The sequence below is a fragment of the Gilliamella sp. B3801 genome, assembly GCF_026536645.1.
Classification (GTDB): Bacteria; Pseudomonadota; Gammaproteobacteria; order Enterobacterales; family Orbaceae; genus Gilliamella; species Gilliamella apicola_I.
Window position 1 is genome coordinate 91129 of record NZ_JAFNNR010000006.1, and the last position, 25937, is coordinate 117065.

A 25937-nucleotide genomic window follows, 5' to 3' on the forward strand; every position below is an offset into this window, starting at 1 on the left:
AGATGTCACTAAATAAATCTGCACGTTATATGCTGTAAACTATTAACTCATATATTAATTGTTAATGCAAGTGTTGTTTGTAAAGTTTTACAAATTTATTTAATAGGCAAAACCTAACTTGCATTCATTAGTTAAATTAATTTAATTTTTTTGTTTTAATTAATTTTAGAGTTTTGCCAAATGTAAATTTTGAGACTAAGTTATTTTTCACTCATGCTTTGAGACTTATTTATTGTTGCTTCAACAGCATCAATAACCGCCGCTCTGAATCCCTTTTCTTCAAGCATTTGCACGCCTTCAATGGTCGTACCGGCTGGTGAACATACCATATCTTTTAATTCACCAGGATGCTTACCCGTTTCAAGTAACATCTTCGCAGATCCCATTACTGTTTGGGCAGCAAATTTATAGGCTTGTTTTCTGGATAAACCGCCTTTTACTGCCCCATCAGCTAAAGCTTCAATAAACATAAATACAAACGCAGGAGAGGATCCGCTTGCGCCGACTACAGCATCGATTAAATATTCAGGTACAATTTCAGTTTCACCAATACAATTAAATAATGTTTGAACCGTAGCTAATTCTTCTTCTGTGACTTCTGTATTTGGCGTGATTGAACACATCGCTGCATTGACTAAGGCAGGTGTATTTGGCATGACTCTTATAATTTTTTGTTCATATCCCACATATTTTGCAATCGTTTTTATACTAACCCCTGCTGCAATAGAAATAACAATAGTACTTTTTTTTAACTCTTTTTGGATATCATTTAAAACATCAATAATAGCATTGGGTTTAACAGCCACAATAACCATATCCGATTCTTTTGCTACATTTCTGGCTGAATCTAAATTATTAATTCCATAAGATTGATTAAGTGAAATCCCTTTTTCTGGATGGGTATCATAAATATTGATTTGATTACCTGATACAATTTTACTTGATAAAATACCTTGTAAGATAGCATTACCCATATTACCTAAACCAATTAAACCAATGCGTTGTTCCATTATTTACCCCTTTTTCATTTGAATTTTTTAACACTAGTATAATTTATTTTTTTAGAAAACTTTAAATTTTATCTAATCATTTTTTATTTTAATATAATGATAATTTTATTGTATTACTGATCATTACAAATCATCATTTTGCATTATTTGCATACCATATTGTTGACCCGTTTGCATTAATGAAAGTATTTGTTTAGTTTTGCCTTCGTTGATAAGGTTGCTTACCGCAGGCGTATTAATCAAAACTTCAAATAATGCTTTACGCTGCCGGTTATTTGTGACTAATTTTTGGGTAATAATCGCTTTTAAACTTGTCGATAATTGTGCTCGTATAAAATTATGTGAATGATTTTCAAAGACATCAATAATTCGGTTGATACTTTTAATTGCAGAGCTTGTATGTAAAGTTGCAAAGACTAGATGTCCTGTCTCAGCAGCGGTTAACGCAGCTTGAATAGATTGTTTATGCCGTAATTCGCCAAGCATGATAATATCGGGATCTTGTCTTAAAATACTATCAATTGCCGAGCCAAAATCAGAAATCTCGCGTTGTTGAATAAGCGATTTATTATTTTGATAAATAAATTCTATCGGGTCTTCTAAAGTAATAACATGTTTAGTTGCTGTCAAATTGATATATTGTATCAATGACGCCAGCGTTGTTGATTTACCGCTACCAGTTGCACCGGTAACTAAAATAATCCCGCTTTGAGTTTGTGTTAATGCAGGTAGAATTTTGGGGGCATTAATTTCTTGTAAACTTGGAATTTGGTGATTGATGACACGAAAGACAGCTGAAATACCTCGCATTTGATAAAATATATTTACTCGAAATCGCCCTATTTCTGCGGGATGATAAGCGATATCAATTTGACCATTTTGTTGTAATCGATTTTTCTGGGAATCATTGAGTAATTTAAATAATTCTATTTCCAAAACTTGTGCTGATAGTTGAGAAACAGACAAAAATTGCAGTTGTCCATTAATGCGCATACAAGGCACTTCGCCACTAGATAGGTGCAAATCGGATGCTTTTTGGGTTACACTAAGCGATAATAAAGAATGTAATATTAATTTAGACATACTAATGATAATTAGGTATAAACATGAATACAGTACATGACAATTTAATGGCTATAAAAAAAGATATTGAGAAAATAGCTTCAAATTGTGGTCGAGATCCCAAAAAAATTGAACTTATTGCAGTAAGTAAGACTAAACCAGTTACATTGATTACAGAAGCGATAGACGCAGGACAACTCGCATTTGGTGAAAATTATGTACAAGAAGGTGTAGAGAAAATAAATTATTTTCAAAAAACGATGCCAAATTGTCCCCTTATTTGGCATTTTATTGGTCCTTTGCAGTCGAATAAAAGCAAGTTGGTTGCAGAACACTTTGATTGGATGCATACAATTGATCGTTTCAAAATCGCTCAGCGTTTAAGTGATCAGCGCCCTGCCAATATGGCTAAATTAAATGTACTTATTCAGGTTAATATAAGTCAAGAAGCCACCAAATCCGGCGTAAAACCAGAAGAAGTGTTCGATTTAGCCAACCAGATTATTACATTACCTAACCTTTGTTTACGTGGTTTAATGGCTATCCCTGAAATCGAAGATGATTTCGATAAACAATTCATTATTTTTTCAAAAATGACGGCGCTTTTACAACAATTAAAAATTGATATTCCTTATGTTGATACATTATCTATGGGAATGAGTGGAGACATGAAAGCGGCGATTTTAGCTGGTAGCACAATGGTTCGTATTGGTACGGCAATCTTTGGCGAGCGAAAGTATTTATGATATATTGGCTCAATGACTTTCATTTAAGGAGTTTTCAATGGAATTGATCTACTTTCTTGGCAAAACGGTAATAACGTTTTGTCTGTATGTTTTAATTTTACGTTTGTGGATGCAACAAGTCAGAGTTAATTTTCATAATCCAATCACTCAATTTATTGTAAAAGTTACTCAACCTATTATCGGACCATTGCGCCGTTTTATTCCTTCAGTAGGAAAATTTGATTTTGCAACGTGGCTACTTTTGTATTTAGTTGCCTTAATTAAAATTTTGTTTATTTTTAGTTTTATCCCCATAAATTTACCATTTAATGTTGATTATTTATGGTTTGCTTTGGTCGCAATTTTGCATGCTATGGGTTACCTGTTATTTTGGTTATTGCTATTCAGAGCGGTTTTGAGTTGGATTAGTCGTGGGCAATCTGTACCTGACGAAATTCTTTACCAATTAACAGAGCCATTAATGGCTCCAATTCGTCGTTTTATTCCTCCTATAGGCATGATCGATGTTACGTTTGCTATTGTGGCTGTCGTGCTAATGTTTATGAACTATTTTGCCACCAAAATTTTTGGTGCTCTGTGGATCATTCTTTAGATGATTTAAAAAGGAGCTGTTGCTCCTTTTTTTAAATGATATGATCTTCCCAACAAATCACATCTTTTTCATATACAATTCGATTTTTAACCGATATTTTTAATTCATGCATCAGTTTTTTGTTGCCCACTATTAGTGGATGCCATTCAGGTAAATCCCCATTTTTTTGGAAATATCGATAAGAACAACTCAAAGGTAGCCATTCAATAGTAAGTAAATTTTCTCGAGTGAGCTTAATACAATCGGGTTCATATTTGAATCGATTAACGTAATGTTTACATTGGCATGTGTTGGCGTCGAGCAAATTGCAAGCTACATTAGTGTATAAGATTTCGTCAGTGTCCTCATCCATTAATTTGTTCAGACAACATTGACCACAACCATCACATAGCTGCTCCCATTCGTCATCGCTAAGTTGATCTAATGTCTTACCTTTCCAAAATGGCTCAATCATGCTTTAAAATCATCTTCTTTTAACATTTGTAAGAAAAACCCATCCGTTTTAATCTTTTCTTCGATTTCTTCGGATGTTCCAACTACAAAACGTCTTTTTCCATCTAATAATACTTTCATAACAAATATCGGAGAACCAAAAATTGAGAGTATTCTTTCAGGTATTCCAGAAAAATCATTTTCATTTTTCATATACAAGTAACAATTTTCTTTTTTTGGACTACGATAAATATAACACCACATCATAAAATAAAACCTTTAATCAATATTTAGAAGGCTATTTTGTAAATAAACACCTGCACCAAATAGCCCTGGATCTTCATGTGTAATCACATATACAGGAATTTTTTTGACCAGCGTAGACATTCGCCCTTTATATTCAAAAGCAGATCTAAACGGCGAAGCTTTAAAAAATTCAATAAAACGAGGAACAATACCACCGGCAATATATACTCCCCCTTGAGTATTTAGCGTTAATGCCAAATTACCGCCAAATCTTCCCATAAATGTACAAAAGTAATTTAAGGTTTGCAAACATAAATCACAACTATTTGTTAGTGCTTTGTTGACAATGATATCTGGAGTGATATCAGTTAATGGTTGATGATTAATTTGCTGTATGGCTTGATAAATGTTAATAATACCATTTCCGGATAAAAATCGTTCGGCTGAAACTCGTCCAAATTTTTTACGCAACTGAACCAAAATGCGATCTTCTTCTTCATTTATCATGGGTAATTCTGTATGCCCACCTTCACCGGACAAACTTACCCAATGCTGATTAACTTTTATCAAATGTGAAACACCAAGCCCAGTTCCCGCACCATAAATTGCTATAGGATAATTTAGATTAGGTTCATCCCCTCCAATTTTTACCAAATCTTGCGGTGACAGTCTTGGAATGGATGTCGAAACTGCAGTAAAATCATTAATGACCTCAAGTTTTTTTAGTTTGAGTTCTTCGATTAATTCACGGCGAGAAAACGACAAATTGTTATTTGTCATAGTAACAGTGTCAGCATCATCAATTGGACAAGCGATGGCAATACACGCAATCTCAATTTTTACGGATTGCGCTTGAAGATAATTTTTGATTAATGTCAGTAATATATCTTCTTTTGAAATGAGAATTTTTGTGATTGCCGATAACTCGTTTGTAACTAAATTAAACAATGCAAAACGGGCATTGGTTCCACCGATGTCGGTGACTAGTGCGTACTGACTCATGTTACTCCCTTTTTTGACAAACTAATTTTACTAATGATCTAAAATCAATATCTTTCTATACTTATTGTACTTGGTAATTGAGATTAAAAAGCATAAAAGGCAACCTCGTTGTCTCCTAGTTATTCGTGGAGTTACTCAGTTCCCTTTGTTAACTTTTTAAATTAACGCATTTTTTTATTCACAACCTTAAAAGTCTAGGTTAACATCTAATCAACTTCTGTATTTATAACCATTTTTTAAGTTTAAAATAAATATAGGGTGCAACACCAGCCAATAACATGAGTAATAATGAAAATGGATAACCATATTCCCATTTCAGTTCTGGCATATTTTCAAAGTTCATACCATACGCAGATGCAACCACAGTTGGCGGTAAGAATACAACAGATACCACTGAGAAAATTTTAATAATTCGACTTTGTTCAATGTTGATAAAGCTTGTTGCTGCTTGCATTAAAAAATTAACTTTTTGAAATAATGATTCATTATGTGGTACCAATGATTCAACATCGCGAATAACTTCACGTGCTTGCTCAAGTTGATCTGCCGGCATTTTTGCTCGGCGAACAAGGTAGTTAACCGCACGTTGGCTATCCATTAAGCACAATCTTACTTTCCAAGCCGTATCTTCAAGTTCAGCTAACGATGTCATTGCTTCGTCGTATTGCTCTTGTGCAGAACGATCCATAATTACTTGGCTCAATTCTTCTAATTTGCTATAAATACTTTCGATTTGATCGGCTAGTTGTTCAACTTTGACTTCAAATAAATCCAGTAATATTTCATAAGGATTTCCATCAACCATGCTTTGATAACGAGATCGCATACGATATAAACGAAAAGCAGGCAGATCCCGTTCACGCAAAGTAAATAATCGACCATTGTGTACGGTAAAAGCAACGGTTGAATTTCCCGCCCGATCTTCAGCATCTTCATAAAAGAAGAAAGAGTGAACATGCAATCCTTCATTATCTTCAAAAAAACGAGCAGAGGCCTCGATATCATCTAACTCAATACTGGTTGCTAAATTTTGTCCTAAATGAGTTAAAACAAAATCACGATCGGCTTCTTCTGGTTCAATTAAGTCAATCCAAGCCGCATTATTGATGTCGCCTTCATTAACTTTTACTAATTGTTTGTTCTTTAGTCCAAACGCATTAATCATAAGGCCCCCTTACAGGAAAGTTTCTAGAACATTCTATTAACAAATGTGGCGCATTATACTCGTAATATCTTTAAATTCCTATGTCTAAAGTTATTTTTGTAATGTTAAAAATAGAAGTAATATTCCAGAATTAAATTAAAAACGGTGATGTTGCTGTTGTCTCATGTTACAATACGCAAATTAAATATTTAAGCAATTTTTAGGAGTATATAATGGCAAACCGAGGAATAAATAAAGTCATTTTGGTGGGTAATTTAGGTCAGGATCCAGAAGTTCGCTATATGCCAAACGGAAGCGCTGTTGCAAATTTTAGCGTAGCAACTTCAGAATCATGGAAAGATAAACAAACAGGTGAAAACCGCGATCGTACTGAATGGCATCGTGTGGTTGTTTTCGGTAAATTAGCTGAAATTGCTGGTGAATATATTAAGAAAGGCACGCAAGTTTATTTAGAAGGTCAATTACAAACCCGTAAATGGCAAGATCAAACAGGTAACGACCGCTATACGACAGAAGTTGTTGTTAATCCAATCGGTGGCACATTACAAATTTTAAGTTCACGAAATGGCAATGATAACTTTGATGATAATTCACAAAATTGGGGCCAAAGTGCTAATAATATTTCAACTGCGCCTGCCGCTGCGGCTCGCCCAGCACCACAAGCCGCACCCTCTGCTCAACCTAAAGCTCCTGAACCACCAATGGATTTTGATGACGATATTCCTTTTTAATTTTTCTCTCCCATTTAAAATATTGGGCGTAATTAAGCGCCCATATTTCTTATCTTTTTAATTTCAATTATACTTATAACCTACCAATTTTATTCATTTTATAGTGTTATGTTTGAACTGATACAAACTATTGGCTTTGGTTTAATATTATTTATTCCTTTAACTAATCCGTTAACTACTGTCGTACTTTTATTAGGTTTGTCGGGTGATATGACTAATGAAGAGCGTAATTACCAATCTAAGATGACTTGTATTTACGTTTTTATCATTATGGTTGTTTCTTTTTATGGTGGACAGCTAGTGATGAGCACGTTTGGTATTTCCATTCCTGGTTTGCGTATTGCTGGTGGTATGATTGTTGGTATTATTGGATTTAGAATGCTGTTTCCTCAGCAACCTTCTCATCGAACGTTAGAAGCCGATGCTAAAATGAAAGAAATATCGAATAATATTGCTTTTGTACCACTAGCCATGCCAAGTACGGCAGGCCCTGGAACGATTGCAATGATTATCAGTATGGCTTCAACAGTAAAAAGTGGAGGTTATGATATTTCAAGTTGGGTTGTTTATACTTCTTCAATCTTAGTTCCGCTTTTATTGTGTATTATCCTTTGGTTTTGTATGCGAAGTGCAGGCAGTACTATGCGTTTTATGGGAAAAAGTGGAATTGAAGCGACTTCAAGAATTATGGGGTTCTTATTAGTTTGTGTTGGTACTCAATTTATTATCAATGGTGTAAAAGAATTAATCATGAGCTTTCCCAATATTTAGTAAACTAAATCATTTTGAAAAAGTTGTTTATTAATAATAATGTCGTTTACTTAGGCTAGCTCATTTAATCACAGTGTTAAATCATAAATTGGGAATATTTTTTATCATTTCCACCCGCATTAAATAATCATAAAGCGGTAATAGTTGTTTAAAACCCTTTGATAATTTGTTAGGTAGATCGCCGTTTAGCAAATCTTCAATATTGGAGTTTGTAACCATTGCTGCTAAACTTTTTCGATTATACCATGTTGCTATTTTTGGATCTTGATCTTTAATTAGTGGGCGTTTATAACTTTCACCAACAAGTTCAAATGGTTTTTTAACACAACGAATCATGTCTAAAAATTTTGCACTATCATTAAGAATTTCTTCACGAAAAATATCCATTGTCTGCTTTGATGCACAATAATAGCCAAGTCCATAACGATAGCAATCTGGTGCTATTTCAAAAAAATAAGCAGGCGCTTCTTTCCAATCTCGGTTTGGTCGTTTAAATGTCAACCATAAACGACTACGATATAACGATTTATCTTTTGAAAAACGTGTGTCACGATGTATGCGAGATATCGTTTTACCAATAGCTGGTTTTGTTTCAAACCATTCATCAATTTCCAGCATGTTGGGGGTTAACTGTTCTACTAACAGCCGGAATGGTTTGATTAATTCATTATCATAGATTGATCGGTGCTCGTCAAACCATGCTCTACTATTATTAATCCATACATCTTGTAAAAAATTAAGTCCTGTTTGGGTAAAACCAGAAAATTGTGCCATATTTTAATCCTTGAATAACTTTCTGACTTTTTCTAAGTCTTCTTGTGTATCAACCCCTATAGCAGGGGCCTGTTTAGCAACTGCCACATGAATTTTTTCACCATACCAAAGTACACGTAACTGTTCTAACATTTCAATCTGCTCAAGTGTAGAAGGTGCCCAATTGATATATTGACGAATGAAACCAGCTCGATAGGCATAAATCCCGATATGTCGAAGATAAAAATCACCAATACTTGTTGGTTTGAAAAGATCTTCAGATTTCGCAAAGCGATCCCTTTCCCAAGGAATGGTTGCTCGTGAAAAGTAGAGTGCATACCCATCTTTATCAGTCACTACTTTCACTGCACCAGGATTAAATGCTTCTGTTGCTGAATCGATTGGAACAGCTAATGTTGCCATTCCTGTTTTATACTGTACTAAGTTTTCAGCAACTTGATCAATGATGATTGGTGGAATTAGCGGCTCGTCACCTTGTACGTTCACAATAATTTCATCATCGGAAAATTGATAGGCATTGATGACTTCTGCTAATCGTTCTGTACCCGAATTATGTTTATTGCTAGTCAGAATTACTTCACCGCCATAAGATTTCACCACATCGAATACTTGTTGATGATCAGTTGCAATAATTACCCGATTTGCTGAAGACTTTTTGGCTTGCTCCATCACTCGCACAATCATAGGTTTACCATGAATATCAGCAAGCGGTTTAGCCGGTAAACGACTTGAAGCATATCTCGCAGGAATAATAACCGAAAAATTCATAATTAAAACCTTTTACCTATTCGTGAACTGAAATCGAAGAATTCAGTGTTTTCGCTTCGTTTTCCAGTAACACAGGAATATTATCTTTGATTAAATAAACAAGTTTATCCTTTGGACATATTAGACTATTTTGTTCAGTATCATATTGAAGTTCACCATGACATTTAGGGCAAGCTAGCGCCTTAAGGAGGATTTCTTTCATTTTTTATTCTCTTTTAGATTTTATTTCTTCTAACAATGAGCAGATTTGATTAGTTACCTGATTAGGCAATATTGCCTCTATGGGTAAATACCACCAATTTGGTAATGTAAATTGGAAACATTTTACCGCATCTTTTTCTGTCATTAAAAGGGTTTGATCTTGTGTAGCAATATTCGCTAACAATGGCAAAGTATAATTTTGATGATCCGCAAATGATACTGTTTTGATCACATCAGCATTGAGTGTATTCAGCATTGTAAAAAAACGGTTGGGATCACCAATACCGGCCATAGCACAGATATTTTTTAATGAATGCAATTCTATTTTTTCTTTTGTTAATAAATTTACTGCATATTGCGGTTTTAGTTGCATTGTATAAGTTTTTTCGGGGAATTTTTCAGCTAAATGACTTTTAGTTTCGCCATTAATAATAATAATATCAACAGATTTTAATCGACTTTGTCGCTCCCTCATTGGCCCTGCTGGTATCCACCAACCGTTACCAAATAAGCGTTTACCGTCAACAACCACAATTTCAATATCTCGCTTTAATGCATAATGTTGTAAGCCATCATCAGTTAAAATTGCATCTAATTGATAGTTATCTAATAAAGCTTGTACCGCTTGACTTCGATTGGGAGAAACGGCAACTGGCACATGTGTTCGTTGATAAATTAATACTGGTTCATCCCCAGCTTGTGCGGTGGTTGTTTGTTCATCTAAAATAAGCGGATAACTTTCTGCTTTTCCACCATATCCACGTGAAACAACACCGATTTTTAAACCTTTAGTCTTTAAAGCTTCAATTAATCCTATTACCAGTGGAGTTTTTCCATTCCCACCTACCGATAAGTTTCCAATTACGATGATAGGTACAGGTGATTTCCAAGATTTTAATATTCCTGCTTTGTAGAGTTGGCGTCTAACCAATGTTATTAATCCATACAACCATGATAATGGCATCAGTAACCAATAAAAATGTGTTTTACCATACCATAATTTTTCAATCATTGTTTATTCACCATTGAATTATGCTTTTATATTAAATTTGCTATTGTAATCTATTCTGGTGTTTATTGACTAATCCAAATCATTTTAGTCATTTTTAATTTAGACAATGAGAATAATCTAACAAAGCATAGTTAAGTAAGCCTTTTAAAAAATTACCCTATTTTATAATTTTAAAATCGATTAAACCAATGTTAAAAGTTTAAATTTGAGAATTTTTAATCATTCAGTATTACTGACAATAATTTTAATATAGAAGGGAAACAACAAATAAAAAAGGATTCTTATCAAATCCTTTTTTATCATTGAAAAATGAATTGATTATCAGTAATCAATCAAATTTATTTATCTTGAGCTGTCTTTTGCAAATATTGTTGGAAATCTTGCTTATTTCCGTCAAAAACAATATTGCCACCATTAAGCATAATAACTCGATCAACAAAGCTCAAAAGATTAGTTCTGTCTGTTGCAATAACCATTGTTTGTCCTTGTTTTGCACGTAAATCAAGTTGTGCTAACAATAACTGCTCAGTATTCGGATCTAACTCGGCGCTAGGATTATCTAAAAATGATATGCTATGCGGAGATAAAATAAATCGAGCTAAAGCTAACTTTTGACGTTGTAAAATCGTTAACGGAACAGGCAATTGGCGCCAGTAAGTATCAAGTCCATTATTTAAAAAAGGTAACAAATTTTGCAAATTCACTTGTTTTAATACTTCTAAAGCGCGATCATGCGAAATTTGGTCAGGTTTATTATTTAATGTAAGATATTCGTATACTGTTTCGCCGATAATACCACTATATTGCCATAGATAATGAGTTTCACTTCGTAATGAATCCGCAATAGATTTAGTTAACATAAAACCATTCCATGTTATGTTGCCTTCATCTGCTTCTAAAATACCTAATAATAATTTTAATAAAGTACTTTTCCCTGATCCTGGCCCACCAACTATCGCTATTCGTTCACCTGACTTGATTTGCAAACTGATATCGTCTAAACAAGGTAAGGAAGGGTGATATTTGAAACTAACTTTAGATGCCCCCCAACCATTTTTAGGGCCGTTGAAGCCACTTAATAATCCGTTTTCATTTTGTTCTTTATCAAGAAGCGCATTAATCTGTTTCATGGAGTTAGTCATACGCTCAAGATTAGGTAACATATGCATTAACGAGAAAAACGGTTGACTCAAACGACCACCAATAATAATTGTCGCAAATAAACCTGCTGGCGACATATGACCTGTCTGTATTAGGTAAAAAGCAACAATCACGGCAAGCACAGTTTGTAAACTAGTTAAACCCATTAAAAAAGAACTACAGCGGTTATGAATAATATAGCGTTTTTGTTCATTTTGCTGCGCTTTTTCATTACCGGCTAGAAAGGTATAAGTCGCTTCTTTATAAGAAACCGAAGACTGATAATATTCAAGAGTTGTCGGTGAAAAAGGGACTTGAGCATTTATCGTTGGAATAGATTTATTTTCAAAATAAAAAAGCGTAATACGAACGATTGCACATATAAAAATAAAAATAGGAACAACTATTAACCAACCCGCAACAATCGCAATAACAATAAAATAAAGCAGACTGAAAACCAGATCTAATACTGTGCTTGAAAAGAACGTTAAAAACTGCATTCTAAACACATTCCAGTTGTTCATTGCCTCAATTACTTTGCGTCCCCATTGAGTTTTAAAGCTAGGCATAACTTGAATAAGTTCAGAAATAATTTTAGGTTCTAAACGATATTGTACTAAAGATGAATATTCACACCCCAATTTTATTCTATCCATTCTAAAGTAATACTCAACTAAAATAGCCAGCATTACGCCTAAGGATAGTGTCCAAAGTGAAGAGTCAGCTTGCCCGGGTATTACTCGATCATATATTGCATTTAAATATAATGGAATGAGCATGATAAAGAGATTGATTATCAGAGTTGTCCAAAAAAGACGACTGATAATCCTATTTTCTTTTTGCCCCATAACCAACAATGAACGCCAACTTAATTTATTTTTTCTTTCAGTTAGCAAGACACGCCAAGTCTCCTTTGGCAGTTTATCTAATTTAACATTTTTTTCATTTTTTATCTTATTAGAATGAACGGTAAGCAGAGACCATCCTGTTTGTTCTTCAAAAGCAACGTATAACCCTTTATTGACAGCATTATGTTCTTCGGAACAAGGAAATAATTCTATACCAAGATATTTTTGTGCCAACTCAAACAACATTTCTCGGTTAGCAGTCTGCTCTAGTTTTTCAATCTGCTCCTGCCATTCCCATTGACCAACAGGTAAAGATAATTTTTTTGCGGCCTCTGACAAGACCGACTTTAGTTGAAAAATATCACCAGAATTTGTAGATAATTCACTATTCATAAAGATATCTGATACCTATACATGATTCCAAGTTAATGTATGGGTTCCATCTGTCCACTGATCAACACCCGGTGAAATTTCAGAATGTACCCAAGTACCTGCACTATCTAAAATTTGTAATGAATCAGTGCTATCGGTATCAAATCGAATATTGTTATTATCCATATTCTCAAATAAATCACTTAAATTTACGAGGATAAAATCACCAGCGACCCCATCTTTAAAATTGAAAATATCAATATGTTTAAATAAATTTTTATTAACGACACTAAAATCAAACGTTCCAGCTCTTCCTTTTTTGGTGACACTATCTATACCTAAACCACCATCAATTGAGTGATATCGATTGAAATCGGTAAGCGAACTGAATTGAAACTCGTCATTAAAATTAGTTCCTGAAATATCGGTAATGGAAGTAAGTGTATCTCTCCCCCAATTACCTTTAGAAACTGTCATATCTTTATTGTTAGTAATATAAACTCTTATACCTTCTCTTAAATTAGTATAATCTATTTTCGTATTACCACTAGTATTCACTATTCTATCATTACCACTACTGCCGTAAACAATATCATTTCCAGCACCAGTATGAATTTCATCACTTACACTACTACCATAAAATTCATCATCTTTATCAGTTCCAATGATTTTGTGTATATTCACGATACGATCTTCTTTACCATACCCATTATCGCTTACTATACCTGTGTCAAGATTTGCTTTAATTCCATTTGGTGATTTATATTGAACAACTGCATTATTGCCAATACCAATTAATGTATTGTTTCCATCACCACCAATTAAAATTCCTTTTCCTGATATTATATCGTCATATTGTGAACCATATATGTTTTCGATATTTTTTATCGTATCTTTTCCGCCAAAACCATTAGTCGCCGTACCATTACCGTTTGCATCTAACGAAACAACCACACCTTGAATTCCATCATCGTAATAGAGCCAGTCACTACCAGCGCCACCGTCTATAAAATTATCACCACCTTTAGCATGGATATGATCATCACCTGCACCAGCAATAACGGTATTACCTTCTGTTTCGTTTCCATAAAACTGCAAAGTACCATTTTTAATGGTCACATTATTTATATTCTTTATTTCAGCATCATAATTATTAGCTGTAATACGATTGTTTTCTAAATCAACAATATACGATCCTTGCATTGTTTCATCTAAAATAAGCGAGTTAGTTCCACCACTACCGTCAACAAATGTTGTACTCTGGTTTATAATGAATGTATCATCATATTCCGTACCAACAAATTTTGCGAATCCACCCGCTGTAAAACTATCCTGATATGTCTGTCCGTTGATATCTTTTATTACTGTTCCATTAGTAGCGTCTATCTCAATCCCAGAATTCTGTGCAACAATAGAATAACGACTATAATCTAACGTATTCGTTCCATTACCTTTAGTGATAATTTGGTCATTACCCAAAGAACCATAGATGATATTTTCCGACCCGCCACCAACATGAATAATATTATCAGCATCGCTTCCTTCAATGATATCATCAAAAGCTGAACCAACAATATTTTCGAAATTTGAGACCTTATCTACACCATCAAGACCATTGCTATCTTTGGTACCGTTCTTTGTTGCTACTTGATTTTTCAGGCTGATTTCAATGCCATTAGCGACATTACTATAATCGATAGTATCGACACCATCTCCTCCATCATAATAATTAGACATTCCGCCTTTGCCTACAATAAGATAATCATCGCCAGCGCCTGTACTAATGAGATAATTAGTATCATTAGCCAATTCAATACGATCGTCAAAATCAGTTCCAACAATGCCATTTATGTTAGTTAGCTGATCCGCACCGCCAAAACCATTTGAATAGGCACGTCGTGTTTTAAGATTTACATCAATGGCCGAAGACGCTAGATGATAATCTACAACGTCAATTCCTGAACCACCAATAAAGGAGTTATAACCTTGCCCAGCAACATAAAGATTATTACCTGCTTCACCGTGAATTACAGCTCGACTAATTGCATCACCTTCAATATAAAAAGTATCATTACCTTCACCACCATATATCGTTATACTACCTTTGGCGGTTTTAAAAATATCATCATGTTGACTACCTTTAATTGATTGAATATTCGTTAAAGTATCCGAACCATCAAAGCCATTATTGATAACTTGTTTATCTGTTTTAGAAAGGTCAACATTAATTCCTTTTACGGATTCTTGATAACTGGCCGTACTATTTCCACCATTACCGCCTATTAGCGTATTGTTACCCCCCATACCTACAAGGATATCATTACCACCATTACCAATTATGATATTGTCTTTATCATCTCCAATTAAGACATCATCAAAATGTGTACCAGTAATGTTATTAATATTTCGAATTGAGTCGTTTCGACCAAATGCATCGGTAACAATGCCCTTAGTTAAATCAACATTGACTCCGTTATCAGTGGTTTCATAACTTATTGTATTAATACCGCCTTTGCCATCTATCTGATTATCTTTGCCACCACCAACAAAAAAGATATCCTTGCCATCACCGCCAATCAAGTTGTTACTTTCTGTTAAGCTTCCGATAAAAGTATTATCACCATTGTTACCAATAATATTTTGAATATTTTCAACCTGTTGATTTACAGCTCCTGTAACAGTTTTCGTATGTAAATCAATAATTAAGTCACCTTTTACTTGGCTATAATCTACAGTATTAATTCCAGCTCCACCGTCATAAATATCTTGTGTTGTGCCAGCAATAATGACATCATCTCCAGCACCACCAACAACATGAACATTATTAGCGGAACTTGATAACAGTATGTTTCCATCGATATCAATAAGTGATGAAGGGGAATCAACAACTGAAAAATTAAAGTCTTCTGTTACAGTTTTTCCATTTGAATCAGTGTATGTTACCGAAATCGAGAATTTATTAATCTGACCTTTTGGATATAAAATAATGATTTCATTGAGCGATAAACCATATTTATCACCCTGCGCTGTACCGCCTCGAATAATTTCATAGTCAGAAGGAAGCCCTGTTATGTTACCTATTGATTGAGCATCATCAAAAGAGACAATACGAAGAATTTTACCTTCTTCAATATAATTTTGATTAGCTACGTTAACCGTCCAATCAGCATTTTCTTGCGAAAGATCAACCAGTGTTGTTGAATACTGCGCATTGGCTGTAACATCCGTTCTTGCTGTTAGATTACCACCACCGACATCGTAAACATGTTGAGCACTATCGATTAATCCTTCCCATTGATAAAGTTTAACATTAGGCATCTTTGGCGTAATACTTGCAGGTGGTTTACTTTCAACAATTGGAACTTCGCCATCGATACTTGATTGAAACTTTTCAGAATCCGAACTGGATGATGAACTCTTCTTAAAAACAATATCTGCATGAGGTGACTTAAGTTTAGCAGGCTTCACTTGCATGTCTAAATCCATCATATTTTCAAGTGAAGATTGAATTTCATTTGATGACGTGTCCGCACCACCACTTGTATCAATAACAATAAAATTGTCTGTCATGTTTGTCGTGAGATCAACCGTTTTATCTTCGACACTTTCGACAGTGATGTCATCCTCTTTAGTGGTAAGTTGTTCAGGTGCTTTTGTTTCAATTATCTCTGGTGTAATATCTTCAATTTTCGCTAAACTCATAATTTCATATGAATTTAATTTTTTTCCATCATTAAATGCTAATGAAAGCACGCCTCCATTTAAAGAAGCTAATTCGGCTCCCATCGTTAAAATCAATTTACGATTGTCACCTGTAGTAATGATTAAATCCGAACCATTAATTGATAAAGATACTTTATCTTTTTCCCATGAAGCATTAATTTTATTGTCTTCATAAGTAAAAGGAATAATTGAAAGAGCTGGCTCCATCGGTGTTAAGGCTGTATTTGTGTTACTCATAAACTTGTCTCACTTCTTATCTCTATTTATACTCGGTCAACGATTAATTCATGTGTACCATCTGTCCAAATTTCTTTTGAACCATTTACACTATGTGACCAAGAAGAAGAATTTATTAATGCTAAACTGTCATTACTATCTAAAACAAACTCAACTGAATCTGTATCCAAAGCATCAAAAAAGGTCGATAAATCAATGGAAATTCTATCCATGCTATTGTCTTTGAAATCAAAACTGTCTATATGTTTAAAAATAGTTGAACTTCCAAAAAAGAAATTATCTGTTTGACCAGATTTTTTAACAACATCAAATCCTTGACCTCCGTCAATACATTGATAGCCATTTAAATCTGCTAATGAGGTAATTTTGAATATATCATTACCATTGGTTCCAATGATGTTTTCAATACTTTTATAGTTGTCCACACCTTGATTACCATTATCATGGGTTTTGACAATTGTGTTAGTATTAAGATTAACTTCAATTTTAGTATTATTTAATTCATTATAAATTAACGTATCATTACCGCGATCGCCGTTATAACTATCGTTTCCTGTAGAAGCGTAAAATGTATCGTTTCCAAATCGTCCGGTTATAACATTGTCGTTATCATTGCCTCGAACAATACTATCACCCGAACCAGTTACAACTTTATTGATATTGATTAGTTTATCTGTACCTGTGGTTTTCCCACCACTTTTTACAGCAATACCTTTCTCTAAATCGATATCCACATTTGATGCATCGCCATAATCAACCCACGCATTTTTACCAACGCCTTCTAGTGTATCGTTACCAGAAAATCCTCTCATTTCAGCGAAAGATTTAATATAGTCATTGAATTCGGTACCATGAACGGTTTCGACATCCACAATATGGTCTTTACCACCATAGCTATTTTGTGTTGCATAACCTGTACCACTTTGATTGAGTTCTACTACAACACCTTTTCCAGTAGTAGAGTATCGATAGCTGATTATATCTGTGCCGCTTCCACCAAAAATTTCATTATTTCCGCCTAAAATATAGAAGGTATCATTTAATGAACCGCCGACAAACTTTGTTGAACCCGATGTTTTAGTATAACCAACATTACCTGAAGCATTTGAAAATCTAACTTCATCAATATTTTTTACGGTGTGATGAAATAAATGTCTATCTTTAACATCATCATCAATCTGATTAGTATCAAGATGAGCCACCATTCTTCCAGACATACCACTATAATCTATGGCATCGTGACCTGAGCTACCATCAATTGTTTGATTGCCTGCTGCAGCGATGAAAACATCACTGCCTTTTGAACCAATAAAAGTATTGAAATTGGTAAAATTATCTGTACCAGAGGTTTTAGTAACAGTGCCGTTACTCATATTGATAGTAACACCGTCACTGAGAGCATCATATCTTAATGTGTTTACACCTTCTCCACCATCAAGAATATCATTACCATAATTGCCGTAAACTGTATCATTTCCAGCCCCAGCTAAAATACTTAGATCGTTAGCACTACTGTAGATCACATCATCAAAATCAGTCGCTATAATTTTTTGAATGTTTGTTATGTTATCTTGACCACCAAAGCCATTTTTAGCAACATCACCCGTTACTAAATCCATTTCCAGACCTGAAGTTGCATTACTGTAATCAACAGTATTAATGAAACCTGCGCCTTGACTTCCTCCATCAATTTTATTGTTGCCAGAACCTGCTATGATTGTATTATTACCAAGACCCCCATCGACTGAATGATCGCCATTACCTAAAACGAAATAATCATCAAAATTAGTTCCAATGACTTTATTAATATCCTTTAAAATATCAATACCTGAAAAGCCATTGTCATAAACAATACTTTTATTGAAATCAATGCTAATTCCATAAGCTGCATTTACATAACTAAGGGTGTCAAAACCTGTTCCCCCTAAATAATTGTTAAATCCTGCTCCTGCTTCATAGGTGTTATTACCACTATTTCCACTTAAAAATGTGATGCTCGCTTCATTACCACCAACTTTAAAGTGATCATCACCAGCGCCACCATCAATAATGGTAGTGCCAACACCTGTTATGAATTTATCATCATAATCACTTCCAACAATAGCTTGGATATTAATTAGTGTATCTTTTCCACCGAATCCATTATCTTCAACTTGGTTATTATCTTTTGTTAAATCCACTTCAATTCCAGATTCAGCGTCTGAATAGTCAGCGGTGTTAATTCCCTCACCACCATCGAGTGTATTATTTCCACCTCGACCTGATAAAGTATCATTACCTTTACCACCGACAATGAGGTTGTCTTGATCATCGCCTATTAAAATATCATCAAAATCACTACCGGTGATATTTTGAATATTTTTAACAGAGTCTGTGCCACCATTACCGTTATTAATAACTTTATTTGCAGATAAATCAACGTGAACACCGCTAGTCACATTTTCAAAGGCAATGGTATTGATACCTTTACCGCCATCAATAATGTTGTTACCCCCACCACTCATAATCGTATCATTACCATCACCGCCAGTGAGTATATTATTTTCTTGGCTATGCCCAATTATGGTATCGCCATTATTACTTCCAATTACATTTTGAATATTTTTTAATGTATGGTGGGTATTTTTGGCGTCAGTTTTTCCATTATTTAAATCAATAACCAGTGATTCTTTAAGTTGACTATAATTAACTGTATTTGTACCAGCACCTCCATCATAATGTCCATTTTGATTGCCTGCAAAAATGGTATCATCCCCACTACCAGCGGTGATATCAACATTATTTTTGGTTGATGAAAGTTGAAAATGCCCAGTATTATCAACAATAATTGCTGGGTGATCGGTAATATCAAAATTAGCCTGTTCATTTACTGTATTGCCTTGATTATCAATATAGCTTAAAGCAAGGCTAAAAGACGATTTTATTCCTTCAGGATAAATAATTAAAAATTGATTTGCAGCTAATCCAAATTCTTTACCGAGTGCCGAATCAGCTGTAATGATTTTCATATTTCCGAGTTGACCAGTAACAGAAACGACACTTGTTGCATCATTAATTTCTATAACGCGCCCTATTTGCCCAATAGGTAGCTTCGTTTCATCATTAGCGTAAATTGTCCAATTTTCTGTTTCTCCCGATAGATCTATATGAATATTTTCATATTGGATATTAAAATTTTCTGATTCAGCTGCTTCGTCATTACCGGTACCCGCTATCCAAATTTTACTTGAGTTATTAACAACCGATTTGATTTGTAATAACTTTATTGAAGGAATATCGATTTCATCAGAGCTATCGTCGTTATTGTTATTATTATTATCATTGATATCGATAATTTCATGCGATTCTGCAATAAATTTTTCCTTTGAAGATTCGGCTGTATCGGATGTTGATGGATACGGGATATTTTCTGAAATATTGTTATCATTATCACTGATAGTTGATGAAGAATTTTTTGAAATAAACTTTTCAAGATCTTCAATACTCTCTTCATCTTTTTGTAATTGACTGTCTAAATTATTGACTACGATAATTTCAACAGATTCATTAGCGACAGGTTCGATAACTTCATGTTCATCTTGCCCCTTCATCTCATTTTTTTCAGTAACATCAGATTCATTATTTTCAGTTAACTTTGGCGCAGTATTAATAGATTGAGACTTGGAAATTAACTCATTAGCATTGATTGTAACCCCATCTTTAAATGAAAAAGTAAATATATTTGGGTCTAATGATGCTAGTTTAGCCGCTAATGGTAATATTAATTTTTTATCACCAGACTGAATAATCAAATCAGTACCATTAATTAATAATTCAACATCTTTATAATTAACGGGTATATAGTTTTCTGCATAGGTAACAGGAACAACAGCTGTTTCTGATGATGCAGGCATTGGTAATTCATTATATTGTGACATCTATTTATATCCATTCATCTAAATAAGTTAAGGTTCTGAAAAAACAAGAGAACTGTTTGACAATAAGGGTTTTAAAAAGTATTCCAGTAATGTCCTTTTTCCAGTCAGCAAATATGCATCGACACTCATACCTGGGTACATAGTTACATTATATTTCTCAGAAGGAACTTCAATACTAACAAGGTAATATCGACCTAAATTTTCGTCTGAAACAGCATCTGCACTGATAACAGATACTCTTCCCTCTAGTGTGTTAGCATATGAAACGTCAAAAGCACTGATATGCAATCTTGCAACCATTTTTTCCCAAATACGATCCCTATCTTCTGGTCTTACTTTTACTTCAGCAATGAGAGGGACTTCTGAAGGTGCTATTTCAACTACTTCTCCCCCTGCTCGAATAACTGCACCTGTATGAGCAACAAACAGACGCTGAACTACGCCATCGGCAGGACTGACAATTTTTGAGTTTTCTCGTCGTCCTTCACTGTGCGTTCGCGAGTTATCAACATCGCTTAAATTGATATTAACTTGAGTTAGTTGTTTTTGAACATCAGATATGAAGTCAGCTTGAATCTGTTCATATCTTGCTTCATATTCTGAAAGTTCACTATTTAATCGTGGTACTCTTAATCTGGACTCATTAAGTGCGGTTTGTATTTGCTGATTTTCAAGTTTTTTCTGAAGCAAAGCTCCTTGTGCTGCTGCTCCCTTAGCTACCATGTTTTTGTAAAGCTGTACTTCTTGTTTAGCCAACTCCGCTTGTTTGCTAAGATCATCAATTTTAGTGACCAATTCTAAAATTTGCGCTTTCTTCTGTTCTACTTGAGCATTAATGACTTGTTTTTGTGCCCGTAAAGCTACGGATCTTGAATCAAATAAATGCAATTCATTTGTTATAATTTCATCTAATGATTTTTCACCCGTAAATTTAGGTTCAAATTTTTCATTACTTAATTCTGCATTAAGTCGTTCTATTCTGACCAATAAAGCTTTGCGTTCAATTTCATTTTTGGCAAAGCTTTCATTAACATAGCTATTATCAACAATCGCAATTAATTGTCCTTTTGTAACATGCTGCCCTTCATGCACCAAAAGTTGTTGAATAACGCCACCTTCAGGGTGTTGAAGAGTGATATTTCGACTTTCGACACGAATAACACCAACACCTTTAACTAACACATCAACTTTAAATAATGAAATCCAAATTAGAAATAGAACGATAACAAGTAGTGTTCTACCTGCTATTCCTGTTGGCATATAGTTAGCTAGTTTTTTTAAAACTACCACTCCATCTTGAAATTTTTCTCTAAATCTATCTTTCATTTTGATTCAAATATTGTCATTAATTTGTTGGTATCAGTTGGCAGCGATGACCACTTTAATTTACCTGTACTAGTAATTTATTGCGCCTATATTTTAGTTCTGTATCATTCTTTGACTTTGAATCTCTGAAGGCTGATTTTCAACCACATTGACTTCATCATCACGTAATATACGGATAGATACAAATCCAATATCACTCCTATTAACAGAAGCATTTTCTATTTTTACTTTTTGAACGGAAACTTTTCGAGATTGTAAAATACTAAACACTTCTAAACTTCGTTGATATTGTAGACTTAAAGAAAAACCAACTTGTGCGTCATCTGACGAAGTAGCAAAAATAACAGCACCTTTTTCTTCGATTTGGTCTTTATTCGCATCAATCCATTGAATCAATTTTTCTTTATTTGCTTCTGTTAAGAAATTTCGATTTTTAGGCCCCTGAAAATCCAAACGTAATTCATTTGGATTGACACCCTGATCATACTTATAAACATTAGTCACTAATTGATTACGCTCACGCAATTTAATCCCAACATTTTGTTGAGCAATAATCATTAATATTTGAAAAAGTAACGTGATTAGAAGATATACAAGTAATAATACTGTCATCATATCAACATATGCTGGCCAGAAATGTGAATTTGATTTCATAGAAATACCTTTCTTTTCATTATTTTAAGCTAAGTTTGAACATTCCATCATCTAACTTATCAGCAAGTAAATATAAACCGAGTGTAGAAAGATAATAATCATATAATGCTGATGATCGACTTACTTTCGCACTAAAGTAATCTGTTTCTACGGTTAATAAATCGTTTAGATTACGTTTACCTAAAATGAATTCATCCATATATAATTTGCGAGTTCTACTTGCATCATCTTCGGCTTTCGATTGTATTAGGTAAGTATCAGTAGAGTTAAGCGCATCTTCTACCAAATTATTTGAAACCTCTTTAATATCACGTACCAGTTGATTGTAAGAAGCCATACTATAACTATATCGAGCTACTGCTTGACTGATTCTTGATGAATTAATACCACCATCTAAGACAGGCATACTAACTTGTAGTGACACTTTACCACCGATGAAATTGCCATTTTTATCACTTGGATGTTGGAAAGGTTTACTATACGAGCCGACAGCATCAACTGAAGGATATCGTGCACTTTTTGCAACCTCAATTTCTGAACGAGCACTGTTTAACTGAGCCTCAGAAGATTTAATATCAGGGTTATTTTCCAACACATTATTCAAGATTTGGTCATATAATTGACTTGTAATAAATACTTCTTTCAATTTTACAGGATGGGTTGGCGCTGAACGACCCAACAAAGAATTCAACTCTTGTATCGATTTTTTCAATTGAAGTTCAATTGATTTAGAAGCATTTTGTGCATTGGTTAATGCTAATTGTGCCCTGATTAATTCTGACTGAGGTGAAAGCCCTCCTGTAACTTGTACACCAATAGTATTTACAAGTTGTGACATTTCTTTTATATAATCTTGAGCGTAATCTTTTTGTTGCGTGTAACGACGTACATTAAAGTAAGCTTTCACTACATTGAACGTAACTTTATTCTTTTCATAATCAGCAACATATTTAGCTGATTCACGAAGTTGTTTTGCACTATCTACACTATAACGAGTACGACCAAAATCAAGCAGGTTATATTGAAAAGAGACCTGAGCTTGAGCATATTCATCATTAGACCTTGATATCGAGCTCATTCGATCGAAGGCTTTATCGCGAGTTTTAGCTAACACATTAACTTTAGGATAGTATGTTGCTTTCATTTCATCTATTCTTGCATCTGCTTCTTCTAATCTTGAGTTCGCAGAAACAGTACGCAAGGAGTAATATTGAGCAAGTTCTATGGCTTCTGCTAAAGATAATCCTCTTGATTCAATATCAAAACCATTTTGCAATATACTAGGTAATTGTTTATTAGCTAATAGAATATTTTCATTTGCTTCGTAAGTATTTTGGGTATTTGGTAGCTCATGTTTAACAGTACAACCAATCATAAGGGACGAAAGCACACTTAATACGATAATTTTATTTTTCACAACATAATCCATATAACAAATAACTATTTAAAAATAATTAACTCCATCTTATCTTTAATAAAATAGAGTTAATTAACTGTGCTACACAAAGTATTAACTCAATTTTGAACAGATGCTCTTAATGTAGTCATTTGACTAACACATTCTTGCAAAAATTCATTTTGTTGACGCACTACTTGTACTACTGCTTCGGAATCACTTGTTTTCATACGAGCAACGGATTCAATCGTTAATAACTGTTGGCGAACACCTTCCATTTCAGATTGCAAACATGTCAGTGTTTCAGCTACTTCTTTAAATGTTTGAACTATTTGTATGCGATCCGCATTCATTCCACCAATTGCTTCAACTAGAGCAGTACGATTTCTATCTGTTGAGGTATAAACATTTTCAATAACTTCAATTGTTTGACTTTGAACCTCATTAATTTTCACCGTATGTTCATCAATTGCATTTAACGCATTATTCGCTGTTTCTAATTCGACTTGAATACTTCGTAAAATAGGTTGTTGACCATCAATAGAGGCAAGCATTGAATTGACACCTTCTAACTCACTTTGTATTTGCCCCAACACAGATTGCATAGAATTGAATATTTGGTTTTGTGAGGCAAAACTCTGCTCTTGCTGTTGAATGAGCTTATCAAAATAATTAGATAATTTATTGGTGCTTTCAATCTGTTGTAATTGATTATCTTCGAATTTTTTCTGATAATTAAGAAATTGATTAAATGAATCTAATAAAGCTGCATTTAAATTCGTTGTTTGCAATTTAACGTCCGAAGGTGATGCAAGAGCAGACTCAGTAGAACCATTAATTACACTTGATATAGAAACGCCTACATCATTAGCATTCGTTTTAGCCCAATCTTCAACTGAAAAATAGATATTATCAACTATTGAGCCTAATAAATGCGCTAATAAGCCCATTACTAAAGAACCCATTAATCCAAGAAATGATGCAGTAAATGCTGCTGACATGCCACCTAAAGGTGCGGCAATACCACCAAGTAAAGCTGAAATATCACTGGTATTATTAGTAACAATATCCATTGATTCACGGATACTGCCCATTGTTAAGATTAATCCAATGAACGTACCTAATAACCCTAAACCAACTAATAAACCTGATAAATAATCTGCGCCAGATACACGGTGGGAAAAGCTATCTTTTAATTTGTCTAGAACAGAATTACGGATTTCTGGACCTGAAAGTGCCAAATCAGATACACGCCCTCTTAACCCTTTAACTGCACCTTTAAAAGGAAAGTTATTTAATTTATCAAAATTATTGGGATTTTCTGAGGCTACTGATAAAAACTTTTTCCAGCTATTGATTCCGCTCATTAGTGAAACAGAAACAATAAAAGTATAAATTACACCAATAACTTGCATTGAAATAATAGCGGTATTGATAATTTTATTATGATTAATAGCTTCTAAAAGATCATCAAAAAAATATGCATAAGCTATTACTATTACAAAGAGGATCAATAATATAAATCTTATCGATCGTTTAACAGAATTCAACTTCACTTTATCCATCCTTAAACTAAATTATAAAAACATTCATAATTTAGTATAACTATATTTATTTTCCAATTTTTTATAAAAAATTAATATTCATCAATCTTCTTAACGAAAATATGATGAATTCTTATTATAATACTGATTAAAAAAATTGAAACCTTTTTATTCAAAAATTTCCAAATAAATATTATTTAGAAATAAAAACATCTAAAAAAACTATAATAAACCATTATCTTTATTAGCTTTAATGAATATTGCACTT

General features: G+C 33.8%; 21 protein-coding genes. 4 read left to right on the forward strand and 17 right to left on the reverse strand.

Translation table 11 applies throughout. From position 1 onward, the window contains the following. Positions 1 to 200 precede the first annotated feature (200 nt). Both proC and J3U14_RS06925 read right to left on the reverse strand, forming a co-directional pair. Positions 201 to 1010 carry a pyrroline-5-carboxylate reductase gene (gene proC / locus J3U14_RS06920; protein ID WP_267352515.1) on the reverse strand — a complete coding sequence of 270 codons (810 nt, stop codon included), beginning with the start codon at positions 1008 to 1010 and terminating at the stop codon, positions 201 to 203. Between the two features lie 123 nt (positions 1011 to 1133). Beyond that, a complete protein-coding gene (locus J3U14_RS06925; protein WP_267352514.1) occupies positions 1134 to 2093 on the reverse strand; it encodes a type IV pilus twitching motility protein PilT in 960 nt (319 codons plus the stop codon). A 23-nt stretch (positions 2094 to 2116) separates the two neighbouring features. Between J3U14_RS06925 and J3U14_RS06930 the strand changes: the two genes are divergently transcribed. Beyond that, positions 2117 to 2818 carry a YggS family pyridoxal phosphate-dependent enzyme gene (locus J3U14_RS06930; protein WP_267352513.1) on the forward strand — a complete coding sequence of 234 codons (702 nt, stop codon included), beginning with the start codon at positions 2117 to 2119 and terminating at the stop codon, positions 2816 to 2818. A 37-nt stretch (positions 2819 to 2855) separates the two neighbouring features. Next, positions 2856 to 3410, forward strand: a complete 555-nt coding sequence (locus J3U14_RS06935; RefSeq protein ID WP_267352512.1) for a YggT family protein — start codon at positions 2856 to 2858, stop codon at positions 3408 to 3410. 31 nt (positions 3411 to 3441) lie between these two features. Here J3U14_RS06935 and J3U14_RS06940 read toward each other — a convergent pair whose 3' ends face one another. The 4 genes from J3U14_RS06940 to corA form a co-directional block, all read right to left on the reverse strand. Beyond that, on the reverse strand, positions 3442 to 3864 hold the full coding sequence (locus J3U14_RS06940; RefSeq protein ID WP_267352511.1) for a YcgN family cysteine cluster protein: 423 nt from the start codon (positions 3862 to 3864) through the stop codon (positions 3442 to 3444). Then, positions 3861 to 4109 (reverse strand): YcgL domain-containing protein, encoded by a 249-nt coding sequence (locus tag J3U14_RS06945; protein ID WP_081299176.1) that lies wholly within the window; start codon positions 4107 to 4109, stop codon positions 3861 to 3863. The genes J3U14_RS06940 and J3U14_RS06945 overlap by 4 nt, the downstream gene beginning before the upstream one ends. A gap of 12 nt (positions 4110 to 4121) precedes the next feature. Beyond that, positions 4122 to 5090: a glucokinase gene (locus tag J3U14_RS06950; RefSeq protein ID WP_267352510.1), complete on the reverse strand. Its 969-nt coding sequence runs from the start codon at positions 5088 to 5090 to the stop codon at positions 4122 to 4124. A gap of 223 nt (positions 5091 to 5313) precedes the next feature. Further along, a complete protein-coding gene (corA, locus tag J3U14_RS06955; RefSeq protein ID WP_267352509.1) occupies positions 5314 to 6255 on the reverse strand; it encodes a magnesium/cobalt transporter CorA in 942 nt (313 codons plus the stop codon). A gap of 212 nt (positions 6256 to 6467) precedes the next feature. On the opposite strand from corA, the gene J3U14_RS06960 reads away from it, so the two are divergent. Both J3U14_RS06960 and J3U14_RS06965 read left to right on the forward strand, forming a co-directional pair. Further along, a complete protein-coding gene (locus J3U14_RS06960) occupies positions 6468 to 6986 on the forward strand; it encodes a single-stranded DNA-binding protein (RefSeq protein ID WP_267352508.1) in 519 nt (172 codons plus the stop codon). A gap of 108 nt (positions 6987 to 7094) precedes the next feature. Then, on the forward strand, positions 7095 to 7757 hold the full coding sequence (locus tag J3U14_RS06965) for a MarC family NAAT transporter (protein ID WP_267352507.1): 663 nt from the start codon (positions 7095 to 7097) through the stop codon (positions 7755 to 7757). Positions 7758 to 7838: 81 nt separating this feature from the next. Here J3U14_RS06965 and J3U14_RS06970 read toward each other — a convergent pair whose 3' ends face one another. The 11 genes from J3U14_RS06970 to J3U14_RS07020 form a co-directional block, all read right to left on the reverse strand. Next, complete coding sequence (locus J3U14_RS06970) at positions 7839 to 8531, reverse strand: DUF2461 domain-containing protein (RefSeq protein ID WP_267352506.1); 693 nt, start codon at positions 8529 to 8531, stop codon at positions 7839 to 7841. A 3-nt stretch (positions 8532 to 8534) separates the two neighbouring features. Continuing rightward, entirely contained in the window at positions 8535 to 9299 is a 765-nt protein-coding gene (gene kdsB / locus J3U14_RS06975; protein ID WP_267352505.1) for a 3-deoxy-manno-octulosonate cytidylyltransferase, read from the reverse strand. A gap of 16 nt (positions 9300 to 9315) precedes the next feature. Continuing rightward, complete coding sequence (locus J3U14_RS06980) at positions 9316 to 9501, reverse strand: Trm112 family protein (protein WP_267352504.1); 186 nt, start codon at positions 9499 to 9501, stop codon at positions 9316 to 9318. Between the two features lie 3 nt (positions 9502 to 9504). After that, on the reverse strand, positions 9505 to 10512 hold the full coding sequence (lpxK, locus tag J3U14_RS06985) for a tetraacyldisaccharide 4'-kinase (RefSeq protein WP_267352503.1): 1008 nt from the start codon (positions 10510 to 10512) through the stop codon (positions 9505 to 9507). 338 nt (positions 10513 to 10850) lie between these two features. Next, on the reverse strand, positions 10851 to 12893 hold the full coding sequence (locus J3U14_RS06990) for an ATP-binding cassette domain-containing protein (RefSeq protein ID WP_267352502.1): 2043 nt from the start codon (positions 12891 to 12893) through the stop codon (positions 10851 to 10853). 15 nt (positions 12894 to 12908) lie between these two features. Then, a complete protein-coding gene (locus J3U14_RS06995) occupies positions 12909 to 16832 on the reverse strand; it encodes a beta strand repeat-containing protein (RefSeq protein ID WP_267352501.1) in 3924 nt (1307 codons plus the stop codon). Between the two features lie 26 nt (positions 16833 to 16858). Beyond that, positions 16859 to 20749, reverse strand: a complete 3891-nt coding sequence (locus tag J3U14_RS07000; RefSeq protein WP_267352500.1) for a beta strand repeat-containing protein — start codon at positions 20747 to 20749, stop codon at positions 16859 to 16861. A 27-nt stretch (positions 20750 to 20776) separates the two neighbouring features. Further along, positions 20777 to 22075 (reverse strand): HlyD family type I secretion periplasmic adaptor subunit, encoded by a 1299-nt coding sequence (locus tag J3U14_RS07005; RefSeq protein WP_267352499.1) that lies wholly within the window; start codon positions 22073 to 22075, stop codon positions 20777 to 20779. A 93-nt stretch (positions 22076 to 22168) separates the two neighbouring features. Next, complete coding sequence (locus J3U14_RS07010) at positions 22169 to 22729, reverse strand: hypothetical protein (protein WP_267352498.1); 561 nt, start codon at positions 22727 to 22729, stop codon at positions 22169 to 22171. A gap of 19 nt (positions 22730 to 22748) precedes the next feature. Continuing rightward, a complete protein-coding gene (locus tag J3U14_RS07015) occupies positions 22749 to 24146 on the reverse strand; it encodes a TolC family protein (protein WP_179855830.1) in 1398 nt (465 codons plus the stop codon). Between the two features lie 98 nt (positions 24147 to 24244). Beyond that, entirely contained in the window at positions 24245 to 25681 is a 1437-nt protein-coding gene (locus J3U14_RS07020) for a MotA/TolQ/ExbB proton channel family protein (protein ID WP_267352497.1), read from the reverse strand. Between the last annotated feature and the right edge of the window lie 256 nt (positions 25682 to 25937).

Coding starts and splice junctions, on each gene's coding strand:
- kdsB (WP_267352505.1), bottom strand. CDS start 9,299: ATGAATTTTTCGGTTATTATTCCTGCGAGATATGCTTCAAGTCGTTTA.
- J3U14_RS06940 (WP_267352511.1), bottom strand. CDS start 3,864: ATGATTGAGCCATTTTGGAAAGGTAAGACATTAGATCAACTTAGCGAT.
- J3U14_RS06950 (WP_267352510.1), bottom strand. CDS start 5,090: ATGAGTCAGTACGCACTAGTCACCGACATCGGTGGAACCAATGCCCGT.
- J3U14_RS06935 (WP_267352512.1), top strand. CDS start 2,856: ATGGAATTGATCTACTTTCTTGGCAAAACGGTAATAACGTTTTGTCTG.
- proC (WP_267352515.1), bottom strand. CDS start 1,010: ATGGAACAACGCATTGGTTTAATTGGTTTAGGTAATATGGGTAATGCT.
- J3U14_RS07005 (WP_267352499.1), bottom strand. CDS start 22,075: ATGAAAGATAGATTTAGAGAAAAATTTCAAGATGGAGTGGTAGTTTTA.
- J3U14_RS07000 (WP_267352500.1), bottom strand. CDS start 20,749: ATGTCACAATATAATGAATTACCAATGCCTGCATCATCAGAAACAGCT.
- J3U14_RS06925 (WP_267352514.1), bottom strand. CDS start 2,093: ATGTCTAAATTAATATTACATTCTTTATTATCGCTTAGTGTAACCCAA.
- lpxK (WP_267352503.1), bottom strand. CDS start 10,512: ATGATTGAAAAATTATGGTATGGTAAAACACATTTTTATTGGTTACTG.
- corA (WP_267352509.1), bottom strand. CDS start 6,255: ATGATTAATGCGTTTGGACTAAAGAACAAACAATTAGTAAAAGTTAAT.
- J3U14_RS07010 (WP_267352498.1), bottom strand. CDS start 22,729: ATGAAATCAAATTCACATTTCTGGCCAGCATATGTTGATATGATGACA.
- J3U14_RS06960 (WP_267352508.1), top strand. CDS start 6,468: ATGGCAAACCGAGGAATAAATAAAGTCATTTTGGTGGGTAATTTAGGT.
- J3U14_RS06970 (WP_267352506.1), bottom strand. CDS start 8,531: ATGGCACAATTTTCTGGTTTTACCCAAACAGGACTTAATTTTTTACAA.
- J3U14_RS06995 (WP_267352501.1), bottom strand. CDS start 16,832: ATGAGTAACACAAATACAGCCTTAACACCGATGGAGCCAGCTCTTTCA.
- J3U14_RS06980 (WP_267352504.1), bottom strand. CDS start 9,501: ATGAAAGAAATCCTCCTTAAGGCGCTAGCTTGCCCTAAATGTCATGGT.
- J3U14_RS06945 (WP_081299176.1), bottom strand. CDS start 4,109: ATGATGTGGTGTTATATTTATCGTAGTCCAAAAAAAGAAAATTGTTAC.
- J3U14_RS06965 (WP_267352507.1), top strand. CDS start 7,095: ATGTTTGAACTGATACAAACTATTGGCTTTGGTTTAATATTATTTATT.
- J3U14_RS06990 (WP_267352502.1), bottom strand. CDS start 12,893: ATGAATAGTGAATTATCTACAAATTCTGGTGATATTTTTCAACTAAAG.
- J3U14_RS06930 (WP_267352513.1), top strand. CDS start 2,117: ATGAATACAGTACATGACAATTTAATGGCTATAAAAAAAGATATTGAG.